Here is a 12,145-nt window from a genome sequence, read left to right as displayed (position 1 = left end):
CGGCGTGGTTCAGCTCTGGTCGATGTCGTCCAGCGCGGCAAAGATCCGCTGCTGGACCTCTTCGACATCGCCCATGCCGTCGACGGAGACGACCAGGCCACGCTCGCTGTAGGACGCGATGAGAGGCTCGGTCTCCTCGCCGTAGACCTCGAGGCGGCGTCGAATGACGTCCTCGTTGTCGTCGGCGCGACCTTCGATCTCGGCGCGCTTGAGCAGGCGACCGATGACGGCCTCCTGGTCAACGGTCAGCACGAGGACGGCGTCGAGCTTGTGGCCCGTCTCCTCGATCATGCCGTCGAGCTCGGTGACCTGGGCCAGGGTGCGCGGGTAGCCGTCCAGCAGGAAGCCGGCGTCGGCGTCCGGGTCGGCGATCCGGTTGCGCACCATGTTGTTGGTGACTTCGTCGGGCACGTACTCCCCGGCGTCCATGTACCGCTTCGCCTCGACACCCAGCGGGGTGCCCTGCGCAACGTTGGCGCGGAAGATGTCACCGGTCGAGATCGCCGGAACACCGAAGTGCTCCGCCACCGCCGTGGCCTGTGTGCCCTTGCCGGCCCCGGGGGGACCCATGATCAGAAGCCTCAACGCAGGAATCCTTCATAGTTGCGCTGCTGGAGCTGGCTCTCGATCTGCTTCACCGTATCGAGGGCGACACCGACCATGATCAGAATGGAGGTACCACCGAACGGGAAGTTCTGGTTGGCGTCAATCAGCACGAACGCGATCAGCGGTACGAGCGAGATCAGACCCAGGTAGAGAGCGCCCGGCAGCGTGATGCGGGACAGAACGTAGGACAGGTAGTCCTGCGTCGGCTTGCCCGCCCGGATCCCGGGGATGAAGCCGCCGTACTTCTTCATGTTGTCGGCCACCTCTTGAGGGTTGAAGGTGATCGACACGTAGAAGTAGGTGAAGAAGATGATCAGCAGGAAGTACGCCGCCATGTGCACCGGGTGACCCTGGTCAACGAGGTATTCGTTGACGTACCGGATGACCTGATTCGGGTTCTCCTGGTTGAACTGGACCGCCATCGCCGGCAGGTAGAGCAGCGAGGAGGCGAAGATGACCGGGATGATGCCGGCCTGGTTCACCTTGAGCGGGATGTAGGTGGAACTGCCGCCGAACATCTTGCGGCCGACCATTCGTCGGGCGTACTGCACCGGAATCCGGCGCTGGGCCTGTTCGATGAAGATGACCGCGGCCACGATCACCAGACCAATGACGATCACGATGCCGAACGTCCACCAACCCTGGCTGATCTTCACGGCCCAGAGTCCGGCCGGGAAGGTCGCCACGACCTGGGTGAAGATCAGGATCGACATGCCGTTGCCGACACCCCGTTCGGTGATCAGCTCACCGAGCCACATGATCACTGCGGTGCCCGCGGTCATGGTGACGACCAGGACGAGGAAGGTCTTGGTGTTGTCGCTGTGCAGCAGTGGATACAACGTGCTGTCGCACCCTTGGAGAAGGTTGCCGGTGCGCGCGAGCGCGACGATGCCCGTCGCCTGCAGCACCGCAAGACCGAGCGTCAGGTAGCGCGTGTACTGCGTGATCTTCGTCTGACCGGCCTGACCCTCCTTCTTGAGGGCCTCGAGGCGCGGGATCACGACGACGAGCAACTGCAAGATGATGCTCGCGGTGATGTAGGGCATGATGCCCAGCGCGAAAATGGTGAGCTGGAGCAGGGCCCCGCCGGAGAAGAGGTTCACCAGGCTGTACAGGCTGGCGTTGCTGCCCTCCTGAACGACGTCGATGCACTTCTCGACGTTGGCCACATTGACGCCGGGGGCGGGGATCTGCGAGCCGGCCCGGAAGATCACGATGATCAACAGGACGAACAGCAGTTTGCGCCGAAGGTCCGGGGTCCGGAAGGCGTTCACGAACGCGCTGAGCACTCGGGTCCTCTTCTCTTGCTCCTGGCCTTGTGGCCAGCGGGAAGCCTAACAGGGGGGCCTGCACCCCCTGAGGGGGTGCTGGAAGTTCCGGGGAAGTGCAGGAGAAAGCGCAAAGGGCGCGGAGACCTCGGGAGGTCACCGCGCCCCTTGCAGCGTCATCACAGAACCGTGACGGTCCCGCCGGCGCTCTCGATCTTGTCCTTGGCCGAGGTGGAGAACGCCTCAGCGCTCACCGAAACCTTGACAGTGAGCTCGCCCTGGCCGAGCACCTTGACGGGCAGGCCCTTGCGGACCGCGCCCCGAGCAACGAGCGTCTCCGGGGTGACGTCGCCACCCTCGGGGAACAGTGCGCTGATCTTGTCGAGGTTGACGACCTGGAAGGTCACCTTGAACGGGTTCCGGAAGCCGCGAAGCTTCGGGAGCCGCATGTGGATGGGCATCTGCCCACCCTCGAACGCGACCGGGACCTGGTAACGGGCCTTGGTGCCCTTGGTACCACGACCCGAGGTCTTGCCCTTGGATCCTTCACCACGACCAACACGGGTCTTGGCAGTCTTCGCACCCGGCGCGGGGCGCAGGTGGTGCAACTTGAGCGGGGTCATTGTCACTCGCCTCCGACGACCTCGACCGTCACCATGTGACGGACGGTGTGGACCATGCCCCGGATCTCGGGACGGTCCTCCTTGATCACGACGTCGCCGATCCGCTTGAGGCCAAGGCTCCGCAGCGTTTCACGCTGGTTGAACTTGGCGCCGATCTTCGACTTGGTCTGCTGGACCTTCAGCTGTGCCATCAGGCCGTCACCGCCTCAGGTGCAGCCTTGGACGCGGCCGCAGTGGCCTCGCCCTCAGCCTGGGCCTTGAGCAGTGCCGCCGGGGCGACGTGCTCAACAGGCAGACCACGACGTGCGGCAACGGTCTCGGGCATCTCCAGGAGCTGGAGCGCCGCAACCGTGGCGTGCACGATGTTGATCTGGTTCGACGATCCCAGCGACTTGCTGAGGACGTCGTGGATGCCGGCGCACTCGAGAACGGCGCGCACCGGACCACCGGCGATGACACCGGTACCGGGAGCGGCCGGGCGCAGGAACACCACGCCGGCAGCCTTCTCACCCTGTACCGGGTGCGGGATCGTGCCCTGGATGCGGGGGACGCGGAAGAAGTTCTTCTTCGCCTCCTCGACACCCTTGGCGATCGCCGCGGGAACTTCCTTGGCCTTGCCGTAGCCGACGCCGACCAGGCCGTCGCCGTCACCGACGACCACGAGGGCGGTGAAGCTGAAGCGACGACCACCCTTCACGACCTTGGCAACACGGTTGATTGCAACGACGCGCTCGACGTACTGGCTCTTGTCGGCGCCGCCACGGCCGCCGTCGCGACCGCCACGGCCGCCACGGTCGCCGCCCGAACGCTGTCCGCGCTGGGGTCCGCTCATGATTTCTCCTCAGTCCTGTTCGCGGTCAGAAGGTCAGGCCGCCCTCGCGGGCGCCATCAGCCAGGGCCGCAATGCGGCCGTGATACTTGTTGCCGGACCGGTCGAAGACGACCGACTCAACGCCGAGTTCCTTGGCGCGGGCGGCGACAAGCTCGCCGACCTTCTTGGCCTTGGCCGTCTTGTCGCCCGCGAGGGAACGCAGGTCGCCCTCGAGAGTCGAGGCAGAGACCAGGGTCTTTCCGACCAGGTCGTCGACGACCTGGGCGGTGATGTGCTTCGTCGACCGGGTGACCACCAGGCGCGGACGCGCGGCAGTGCCGGAAATCTTCTTGCGGCCCCGGATCTGGCGACGCAACCGTGAGGATGCGCGCGCAGAGAGGTTCCGCTGGTGCTTCAGAGTGATCGCCATGTCACTTACCAGCCTTTCCGACCTTGCGGCGGACGTGTTCGCCGGAGTACCGGACACCCTTGCCCTTGTACGGCTCGGGCTTGCGAAGCTTGCGGATGTTGGCGGCAACCTCGCCGACCAACTGCTTGTCGATTCCGACCACACCGAGCTTCGTGGGGCTTTCCACCACGAAGGTGATGCCTTCCGGAGCGTCGAAGATGATCACGTGGGAGTAACCGAGCTGGAACTCCAGCTGGGTCGGGCCCTTCGAGATGACGCGGTAACCCACGCCGACGATCTCGAGCTTCTTCTCGTAACCCTCGGTGACGCCGACCACCATGTTGTTGATCAGCGTGCGGGACAGACCGTGGTAGGCCTTGGACAACCGCTCGTCGTCGGGGCGGATGACGTCGAGGACGCCCTCACCCTGCTGGACAGTGATCGGGGCGATCACCGTGTGGCTCAGGCTGCCCTTGGGGCCCTGGACGTTCACGGTGGCGCCGTCGATCTGGACATTGACGCCCGCGGGGACCGGGACGGGGAGCTTGCCGATGCGCGACATAGTTTCTCTCTCCTAACTTTCCCTGGTCACCAGACGTAGGCGAGGACTTCCCCACCCACGCCCTTCTGGTTGGCCTGACGGTCAGTCAGCAGGCCCTGGCTGGTCGAAATGATCGCGACGCCGAGGCCACCGAGGACCTTCGGAAGGCCGGTGTGCTTGGCGTACACCCGGAGGCCGGGCTTGCTGATCCGGCGGACGCCGGCGATCGAGCGCTCGCGGTTGCGGCCGTACTTGAGGTTGACGGTCAGCAGCTTGCCGACGCCGTTCTCGTTGTCGGCAACGGCGAAGGAGGTGATGTACCCCTCCTGGCGAAGGATCTCCGCGACGCCTTCCTTGAGCTTGCTGTACGGCATGGTCACCGCATCGTGGTACGCCTGGTTGGCGTTACGCAGACGCGTGAGCATGTCTGCGATCGGGTCAGTCATCGTCATGATGTGTGTTCTTTCTGCTGTGGTTTCCACCCGCACGCGGCAGGTGGACCTTCAACGGTTGGGTATTACCAGCTCGACTTGGTGACGCCGGGCAGTTCGCCGCGGTGGGCCATCTCCCGCAGGCAGATCCGGCACAGGCCGAACTTGCGGTAGACGGACTTCGGGCGGCCGCAGCGCTGGCAGCGGGTGTAACCCCGAACCGCGAACTTGGGCTTCCGAGCGGCCTTGACCTTCAGAGCAGTCTTCGCCATGTCAGTTCTCCTTGAACGGGAAGCCGAGCTGCTTCAGAAGCGCCCGTCCCTGCTCGTCGTTGGTCGCCGTGGTCACGATGGTGATGTCCATGCCCCGCTGACGGTCGACCTTGTCCTGGTCGATCTCGTGGAACATGACCTGCTCGGTCAGACCGAACGTGTAGTTGCCGCGGCCGTCGAACTGCTTGGGCGAGAGGCCCCGGAAGTCGCGGATACGCGGGAGAGCAAGCGAGAGCAGGCGGTCGAGGAACTCCCACATGCGGTCGCCACGCAGCGTGACGTGCGTGCCGATCGGCATGCCCTCACGCAACTTGAACTGGGCGATCGACTTGCGAGCCTTCGTGACCGACGGCTTCTGGCCGGTGATCGCGGTGAGGTCGCGGATCGCGCCCTCGATCAGCTTCGAGTCGCGAGCAGCCTCGCCGACACCCATGTTGACCACGATCTTGGTCAGGCCGGGCACCTGCATGACGTTGGCGATCTCGAACTCGGTCCGCAGGGCGGGGAGGATCTCCTCGCGGTACCTGGTCTTGAGGCGCGGGTAAACCTTGTCGGCAACCGCGACGTCGGTGGACTCAGTGGTGGAGTCAGACATCAGATTTCCTTCCCGGTCTTGCGGGAGATACGGACGCTACGCGTCGACGCGTACTCCGAACCGTCCGGGCGACGCTTGGTGACCTCGACCCGCTTGCTGCCGGTGCGGGTGACGCCGTCACCCTCGACCAGCATCACGTTGGAGACGTGGATGGGGGCCTCGGTGGTGATGATGCCGCCGGTGTTGCCCGAACGCCCACCCTGGTCAACGACCTTGGTGTGCTTCTTGATCCGGTTGACACCCTCGACGATCACACGGTGGTCCTCGCGGATCACCTTGATGATCTTGCCTTCGGCGCCCTTGTCCTTGCCGGCGATGACCTTGACGGTGTCGCCCTTCTTGACATGCAAGTTGGGCTTCTTGCGGTCCTGCTCAGCCTTCTTACGGGCACCCATCACAGCACCTCCGGCGCGAGCGAGATGATCTTCATGAACTTCTTCTCTCGCAGCTCACGGCCCACGGGGCCGAAGATGCGGGTTCCACGGGGTTCGCCGTCGTTCTTGAGGATCACCGCGGCGTTCTCGTCAAACTTGATGTAGGAACCGTCGGCACGACGGCGTTCCTTGACGGTGCGCACGATGACCGCCTTGACGACGTCACCCTTCTTCACGTTGCCGCCGGGAATGGCGTCCTTGACGGTGGCGACAATGACGTCACCGATCCCGGCGTAGCGACGACCGGAGCCGCCAAGCACCCGGATGCAAAGGATTTCCTTCGCACCCGTGTTGTCGGCGACCTTGAGTCGCGACTCCTGCTGAATCATCGATTTCTCCTGGTTGTCGTGCCGGTTCTCGATCGCTCACTGGCGAGCGAGCCTGGCCGAACGGATTTACTTCGCGCGCTCGAGGATCTCCACCACGCGCCAGCGCTTGGTGGCAGACAGCGGGCGGGTTTCCATGATGAGGACGCGGTCGCCGATGCCGGCTTCGTTGTTCTCGTCGTGCGCCTTCAGACGGCTGGTACGACGCATGACCTTGCCGTAGAGCGCGTGCTTCACGCGGTCCTCGACGGTCACGACGACGGTCTTGTCCATCTTGTCGCTGACCACGAGGCCCTCGCGGGTCTTGCGCGCGTTGCGGGCGGTCTCGGTCTCAGTCTGCTCAGCCATCAGTTCTCCTCCTCGGCACCCGGAGCGGTACGAATCCCGAGCTCGCGCTCGCGCACCACGGTGTAGATCCGGGCAATGTCCTTCTTGACCGTACGGAGCCGTCCGTGGCTCTCCAGCTGGCCGGTGGCCGCCTGGAATCGCAGGTTGAACAGCTCCTCCTTGGCCTCGCGCAGCTTGGCCTCGAGGTCGACGTCGTTGAGCTCGTCCAGTTCGTGAGCGGCAGTGGCGTTGATAGCCATCAGAACTCACCAGCCTCTCGCGTGATGAAGCGGCACTTCATGGGCAGCTTGTGGATGGCCCGGCGCATCGCCTCACGGGCGACATCCTCCGAAACACCAGACAGCTCGAACATGACACGGCCGGGCTTGACGTTGGCGACCCACCACTCGGGCGAGCCCTTACCGGAACCCATGCGGGTCTCAGCCGGCTTCTTGGTCAGCGGGCGGTCGGGGTAGATGTTGATCCACACCTTTCCACCACGCTTGATGTGACGGGTCATCGCAATACGCGCGGACTCGATCTGACGGTTGGTCACGTAGTGACCTTCAATCGCCTGGATACCGAAGTCACCGAACGCGAGCGACGTGCCACCCTTGGCAGCACCGCGACGCTTCGGGTGGTGCTGCTTGCGGTGCTTGACGCGACGGGGCATCAACATGGCTCAGGACTCCGATCCGGTGGTCGGCTCCGCAGCAGCCGCCTCAGGAGCAGCGGCCGGGGCGGCAGCGGCGTCAGAGGGCGCGTCGGAGCGAGTCGGGCGGTCGGCGCGCGACCCGCGGGTCGGACGCTCACCACCACGGGTGGGACGGCCAGCGCCGCGACCGGGAACACCGGCGCGAGCAGCAGCCTGGGCCTGGCGCTCGGCACGGGTGCCGGCAACCTCGCCCTTGTAGATCCAGACCTTCACGCCGATGCGGCCGAAGGTGGTCTTGGCCTCGTAGAAGCCGTAGTCGATGTCGGCACGCAGCGTGTGCAGCGGAACGCGACCCTCGCGGTAGAACTCGGTGCGCGACATCTCGGCGCCGTTGAGACGACCCGAGCACTGGATCCGGATGCCCTTGGCACCCGAACGCATCGAGGTCTGCATGGCCTTGCGCATCGCACGACGGAACTGCACGCGACCGGAGAGCTGCTCAGCAACACCCTGGGCAACGAGCTGCGCGTCGATCTCGGGGTTCTTGACCTCGAGGATGTTCAGCTGGACCTGCTTGCCGGTGAGCTTCTCGAGCTCGCCACGGATCCGGTCGGCCTCGGCGCCGCGGCGACCGATGACGATGCCGGGACGCGCGGTGTGGATGTCGACGCGAACCCGGTCACGGGTGCGCTCGATCTCGACCTTGGAGATGCCGGCCCGCTCCATGCCCTTGCTGAGCAGCTTGCGGATCGCGACGTCTTCGCCGACGTACGCCTTGTACAGCTTGTCGGCGTACCAACGCGACTTGTGGTCGGTGGAGATGCCGAGGCGGAAGCCGTTCGGGTTGATCTTCTGGCCCATTACTTCTTGGCCCCCTTCTTGGTCTTCGCTTCGACAACGTCGGCGGGCTGAACCGCGATGGTGATGTGGCTGGTGCGCTTGTTGATCCGGGTGGCCCGGCCCTGCGCACGGGGACGCCAGCGCTTCATCGTCGGACCCTCGTCGACGCGTGCCACGGAGACGACCAGGTCGCCCGTGGGCAGGCCCTCGGTGGTCTCGGCGTTCGCGACGGCACTCTGCAGCACCTTGAAGATCGTGGTCGACGCCGACTGCGGTGCGAACTGCAGCAGAACCAGGGCGTCGGCAGCGGGCATGCCGCGGACCAGGTCGATGACGCGACGGGCCTTCATCGGGGTGACCCGGACGTAACGCGCGGAAGCGTAGGCACCCGGCTCGTCGCCCAGGATCGTCTCCCGGCGCGCGCTGGTGCGGTGGCGCTCGGTGGTGCTCATCGACGGCGCCCCTTTCGGTCTTCCTTGACGTGTCCGCGGTAGGTGCGGGTCGGGGCGAACTCGCCCAGCTTGTGGCCGACCATCGAGTCAGACACGAAGACCGGAACGTGCTTGCGCCCGTCGTGGACCGCGATCGTGTGGCCGATCATCGAGGGGATGATCATGGACCGGCGCGACCAGGTCTTGATGACGTTGTGAGTGCCCTTGTCGTTCTCGGCGTCCACCTTCTTGAGGAGGTGGCCGTCGATGAAGGGGCCCTTCTTGAGGCTGCGAGGCATCTTTCAGTTCCTTCAGCGCTTGTTCTTGCCGGACTTGCGGCGGCGAATGATCTGGGAGTCGCTGGCCTTGCGCTTGCGCGTACGGCCCTCGGGCTTGCCCCACGGGGAGACAGGGTGACGACCACCGGACGTCTTACCCTCACCACCACCGTGCGGGTGGTCGACCGGGTTCATGACGACACCGCGGACGGTCGGGCGCTTGCCCTTCCAGCGCATACGGCCGGCCTTGCCCCAGTTGATGTTGGACTGCTCGGCGTTGCCGACCTCACCGACGGTGGCGCGGCAGCGCACGTCGACGAACCGCATCTCGCCCGAGGGCAGACGCAGCGTGGCGCGGGAACCCTCACGGGCGACCAGCTGCGCGCTGTTACCAGCGGAGCGGGCCATCTTGGCGCCGCCACCGGGGCGGAGCTCGACACAGTGGATCGTCGTACCGACCGGGATGTTGCGCAGCGGCAGGTTGTTGCCGGGCTTGATGTCAGCACCGACTCCCGACTCGACGCGCATGCCCTGGGTCAGGTCCTTCGGGGCCACGATGTAGCGCTTCTCGCCATCGGCGTAGTGCAGCAGCGCGATGCGGGCGGTCCGGTTCGGGTCGTACTCGATGTGAGCGACCTTGGCCGGCACGCCGTCCTTGTCGTAGCGACGGAAGTCGATGATGCGGTAGGCCCGCTTGTGACCGCCACCCTGGTGACGCGTGGTGATGCGTCCCTGGTTGTTGCGGCCACCCTTCTTCGGGAGCGGACGCGTGAGCGACTTCTCCGGCGTGGTGCGGGTGATCTCGGCAAAGTCGGCGACCGACGAGCCACGACGGCCCGGGGTAGTCGGCTTGTACTTGCGGATAGCCATCAGGCCTGACCTCCGAAGATGTCGATGCGGTGGCCCTCAGCCAGGCTGACGATGGCGCGCTTGGTGTCCTTGCGCTTGCCAAGGCCGTGCTTGGTCCGACGGACCTTGCCCGTGCGGTTGAGGGTGTTCACCGAGGTGACCTTGACGCCGAAGATCTTCTCGACCGCGATCTTGATCTCGGTCTTGTTGGCGTCAGGGCGCACGACGAACGTGTACTTGTTGTTGTCGAGGAGGCTGTAGCTCTTCTCGGACACGACCGGCGCGATCAGGACGTCGCGGTGGTCCTTGTGCAGGGTGCTCATGCTCAGGCCTCCTTCGAACCGGCACGCTTGAAGCCAGCGGCCTCGGCGTCCTCGGCGGACTTGAAGTAGAACTCGGCGACCGTGGCGTCGTACCACTGGCCGTCGGGCTCGTGGTAGAGGCCCGAGTCGGAGTTGCCCTTGACCTCGTAGCCCTTCGGCGCGCCGCCGCTCTTCAGCGGAGCCTTCGCGCCCGTGGGCAACTCGGCGGTGACGGCCTCGGCGTCGACGAGCGCAACCGGCGCCGCCTTGGCCTTGGAGGCCTTCTCAGCCTTGGGCGCGACCTTGGTCGACGCCTTGTCGCCCGAGACGAACGCCTCGAACGCAGCCTGGCTGAAGACGATGTCGTCGCTCGCGAGGACGTCGTAGGTGTTGAGCTGGTCGACAGCCACGATGTGCACCTCGGGCGCGTTGCGCAGCGAGAGCCAGGTGATGCTGTCGGTCCGCTCGAGCACGACGAGGAACTTGCGTCGGTCCGTCAGGGCCAGGAGCGAGGTGAGCGCAGCCTTGGTCGACGGCTTCTCGCCGGTGACCAGAGCGTCGACCACGTGGATCCGCTCGTTGCGCGCCCGGTCAGAGAGGGCTCCGCGCAGGGCGGCGGCCTTCATCTTCTTGGGGGTGCGCTGGCTGTAGTCGCGCGGGTGCGGTCCGTGAACGATGCCACCACCGGCGAACTGCGGCGCGCGGGTCGAGCCCTGACGGGCGCGGCCGGTGCCCTTCTGCTTGTAAGGCTTGCGGCCACCGCCGCGGACCTCGCCCCGACGCTTGGTCGAGTGCGTGCCCTGGCGCGCGGCTGCCTGCTGGGCAACGACGACCTGGTGGATGAGGGGAACGTTGACCTCGGCGTCGAAGATCTCGGCGGGGAAGTCAACGGAAACGGTCTTGGCCATGTTGATCAGCCCTTCTTCGCGGCCGTGCGGAGGACGACGACGCCACCCTTGGGGCCGGGAACGGCACCCTTGAGGAGCACGAGGCCCTTCTCGACGTCGACGGCGTGAACAGTGATGTTCTGCGTCGTGACCGTGTCGCTACCCATGCGACCAGCCATGCGCATGCCCTTGAACACGCGACCCGGCGTGGCGCACGCGCCGATCGAACCGGGCTTGCGGTGGTTGCGGTGGGCACCGTGCGAGGCACCGACGCCGTGGAAGCCGTGACGCTTCATGACACCGGCGAAACCCTTGCCCTTGCTGGTGCCGGTGACGTCGATGACCTGGCCGGCCTCGAACGTGTCGACGGCCAGCTCCTGGCCAACGGTGTACTCGGAGGCGTCAGCGGTGCGGATCTCGACCACGTGGCGGCGCGGCGTGGTGCCGGCCTTCGCGAAGTGGCCGGCCTGCGGCTTGTTGACCTTGCGGCCTTCGATCTCGCCGAAGCCGATCTGGATGGCGTTGTAGCCGTCCGGCTCGGGCTGACGGACCTGGGTGATCACGTTGGTGCTCGCAGCAATCACGGTCACCGGGACGACGCGGTTGTTCTCGTCCCACAGCTGGGTCATGCCGAGCTTGGTGCCCAGCAGACCCTTCACGTTGCGTTCGAATGTCATCTCAACAACCTCAGAGCTTGATCTCGATGTCGACACCGGCCGGCAGGTCGAGGCGCATGAGGCTGTCGACGGTCTTCGGCGTGGGGTCGATGATGTCGATGAGGCGCTTGTGCGTGCGCATCTCGAAGTGCTCGCGCGAGTCCTTGTACTTGTGCGGCGACCGAATGACACAGAAGACGTTCTTCTCGGTCGGCAGCGGCACCGGGCCGGCGACCTTGGCACCCGTGCGGGTCACCGTGTCGACGATCTTGCGCGCCGAGGTGTCGATCACCTCGTGGTCATAGGCCTTGAGCCTGATGCGGATCTTCTGTCCCGCCATAGGTCTCTCTCGTCCTTTTCGTGTCGTACGTACCGGGCCGGTCAAATCTGTTGGCAGCTCCGACCCCCGAGGTCGGGCGTGTCGCGCCGTTTTACCGACACACACATCGTTTCTTCGCCTTGCCCAGACCTGTTGGTGCTGAGTGCTGGCATGGAGAAGCGGAGCTGTTGTTACCTGAATCGGGTCTCACCCCCGAACTTCCTGGTGGAAGATCCGGTGGCGTGCGGTGCGACCAACGTCGACGACCGAAACACGCTCGCAGCG

General features: G+C 65.4%; 23 protein-coding genes. All 23 read right to left on the bottom strand.

Annotated features, from left to right (window positions below):
- Positions 1-9: 9 nt before the first annotated feature.
- Positions 10-585: an adenylate kinase gene (locus HRC28_RS08975; protein WP_182379760.1), complete on the bottom strand. Its 576-nt coding sequence runs from the start codon at positions 583-585 to the stop codon at positions 10-12.
- Entirely contained in the window at positions 582-1,895 is a 1,314-nt protein-coding gene (gene secY, locus HRC28_RS08970) for a preprotein translocase subunit SecY (protein WP_182379759.1), read from the bottom strand. The genes HRC28_RS08975 and secY overlap by 4 nt, the downstream gene beginning before the upstream one ends.
- A gap of 158 nt (positions 1,896-2,053) precedes the next feature.
- A complete protein-coding gene (gene rplO, locus HRC28_RS08965) occupies positions 2,054-2,497 on the bottom strand; it encodes a 50S ribosomal protein L15 (protein WP_182379758.1) in 444 nt (147 codons plus the stop codon).
- Between the two features lie 2 nt (positions 2,498-2,499).
- Positions 2,500-2,688 (bottom strand): 50S ribosomal protein L30, encoded by a 189-nt coding sequence (gene rpmD / locus HRC28_RS08960; protein ID WP_056707984.1) that lies wholly within the window; start codon positions 2,686-2,688, stop codon positions 2,500-2,502.
- Entirely contained in the window at positions 2,688-3,329 is a 642-nt protein-coding gene (gene rpsE, locus HRC28_RS08955; protein WP_182379756.1) for a 30S ribosomal protein S5, read from the bottom strand. The genes rpmD and rpsE overlap by 1 nt, the downstream gene beginning before the upstream one ends.
- A 25-nt stretch (positions 3,330-3,354) precedes the next feature.
- Complete coding sequence (gene rplR, locus HRC28_RS08950; protein ID WP_182379755.1) at positions 3,355-3,738, bottom strand: 50S ribosomal protein L18; 384 nt, start codon at positions 3,736-3,738, stop codon at positions 3,355-3,357.
- Between the two features lies 1 nt (position 3,739).
- A complete protein-coding gene (gene rplF / locus HRC28_RS08945; RefSeq protein WP_182379753.1) occupies positions 3,740-4,279 on the bottom strand; it encodes a 50S ribosomal protein L6 in 540 nt (179 codons plus the stop codon).
- 26 nt (positions 4,280-4,305) lie between these two features.
- Positions 4,306-4,710, bottom strand: coding sequence for a 30S ribosomal protein S8 (gene rpsH, locus HRC28_RS08940; RefSeq protein WP_182379751.1), 405 nt, complete (start codon positions 4,708-4,710; stop codon positions 4,306-4,308).
- A 65-nt stretch (positions 4,711-4,775) separates the two neighbouring features.
- The gene (locus tag HRC28_RS08935; RefSeq protein WP_056151931.1) at positions 4,776-4,961 is read right to left on the bottom strand and encodes a type Z 30S ribosomal protein S14; all 186 of its coding nucleotides are present in this window, start codon (positions 4,959-4,961) and stop codon (positions 4,776-4,778) included.
- Position 4,962: 1 nt separating this feature from the next.
- Complete coding sequence (gene rplE, locus HRC28_RS08930; protein WP_182379750.1) at positions 4,963-5,556, bottom strand: 50S ribosomal protein L5; 594 nt, start codon at positions 5,554-5,556, stop codon at positions 4,963-4,965.
- Positions 5,556-5,951 (bottom strand): 50S ribosomal protein L24, encoded by a 396-nt coding sequence (gene rplX / locus HRC28_RS08925; RefSeq protein ID WP_237111760.1) that lies wholly within the window; start codon positions 5,949-5,951, stop codon positions 5,556-5,558. The genes rplE and rplX overlap by 1 nt, the downstream gene beginning before the upstream one ends.
- Complete coding sequence (rplN, locus tag HRC28_RS08920; protein WP_182379749.1) at positions 5,951-6,319, bottom strand: 50S ribosomal protein L14; 369 nt, start codon at positions 6,317-6,319, stop codon at positions 5,951-5,953. Before rplN ends, rplX begins: the two co-directional genes overlap by 1 nt.
- Positions 6,320-6,385: 66 nt before the next feature.
- Positions 6,386-6,664 carry a 30S ribosomal protein S17 gene (rpsQ, locus tag HRC28_RS08915; protein WP_182379748.1) on the bottom strand — a complete coding sequence of 93 codons (279 nt, stop codon included), beginning with the start codon at positions 6,662-6,664 and terminating at the stop codon, positions 6,386-6,388.
- The gene (gene rpmC / locus HRC28_RS08910; protein WP_056708009.1) at positions 6,664-6,903 is read right to left on the bottom strand and encodes a 50S ribosomal protein L29; all 240 of its coding nucleotides are present in this window, start codon (positions 6,901-6,903) and stop codon (positions 6,664-6,666) included. Before rpmC ends, rpsQ begins: the two co-directional genes overlap by 1 nt.
- Positions 6,903-7,322: a 50S ribosomal protein L16 gene (gene rplP / locus HRC28_RS08905; protein WP_056708012.1), complete on the bottom strand. Its 420-nt coding sequence runs from the start codon at positions 7,320-7,322 to the stop codon at positions 6,903-6,905. Before rplP ends, rpmC begins: the two co-directional genes overlap by 1 nt.
- 3 nt (positions 7,323-7,325) lie before the next feature.
- Positions 7,326-8,159, bottom strand: a complete 834-nt coding sequence (gene rpsC / locus HRC28_RS08900) for a 30S ribosomal protein S3 (protein ID WP_056708015.1) — start codon at positions 8,157-8,159, stop codon at positions 7,326-7,328.
- A complete protein-coding gene (rplV, locus tag HRC28_RS08895) occupies positions 8,159-8,590 on the bottom strand; it encodes a 50S ribosomal protein L22 (protein ID WP_182379747.1) in 432 nt (143 codons plus the stop codon). The genes rpsC and rplV overlap by 1 nt, the downstream gene beginning before the upstream one ends.
- Positions 8,587-8,868, bottom strand: a complete 282-nt coding sequence (gene rpsS / locus HRC28_RS08890; RefSeq protein WP_056708017.1) for a 30S ribosomal protein S19 — start codon at positions 8,866-8,868, stop codon at positions 8,587-8,589. Before rpsS ends, rplV begins: the two co-directional genes overlap by 4 nt.
- A 12-nt stretch (positions 8,869-8,880) precedes the next feature.
- A complete protein-coding gene (gene rplB / locus HRC28_RS08885) occupies positions 8,881-9,717 on the bottom strand; it encodes a 50S ribosomal protein L2 (protein ID WP_056708018.1) in 837 nt (278 codons plus the stop codon).
- On the bottom strand, positions 9,717-10,019 hold the full coding sequence (gene rplW, locus HRC28_RS08880) for a 50S ribosomal protein L23 (protein WP_056708020.1): 303 nt from the start codon (positions 10,017-10,019) through the stop codon (positions 9,717-9,719). The genes rplB and rplW overlap by 1 nt, the downstream gene beginning before the upstream one ends.
- 2 nt (positions 10,020-10,021) lie before the next feature.
- Entirely contained in the window at positions 10,022-10,906 is an 885-nt protein-coding gene (gene rplD / locus HRC28_RS08875; protein ID WP_182379746.1) for a 50S ribosomal protein L4, read from the bottom strand.
- A 5-nt stretch (positions 10,907-10,911) separates the two neighbouring features.
- On the bottom strand, positions 10,912-11,562 hold the full coding sequence (gene rplC, locus HRC28_RS08870; protein ID WP_182379745.1) for a 50S ribosomal protein L3: 651 nt from the start codon (positions 11,560-11,562) through the stop codon (positions 10,912-10,914).
- Between the two features lie 10 nt (positions 11,563-11,572).
- Positions 11,573-11,881: a 30S ribosomal protein S10 gene (gene rpsJ / locus HRC28_RS08865; protein ID WP_007078637.1), complete on the bottom strand. Its 309-nt coding sequence runs from the start codon at positions 11,879-11,881 to the stop codon at positions 11,573-11,575.
- Positions 11,882-12,145: the final 264 nt, after the last annotated feature.

It is taken from the genome of Nocardioides sp. WS12, from assembly GCF_014108865.1.
In the GTDB taxonomy this organism is placed as follows: domain Bacteria; phylum Actinomycetota; class Actinomycetes; order Propionibacteriales; family Nocardioidaceae; genus Nocardioides.
Note: the sequence above shows the minus strand (reverse complement) of the source record. Positions and strands in the feature narration are given on the sequence as shown.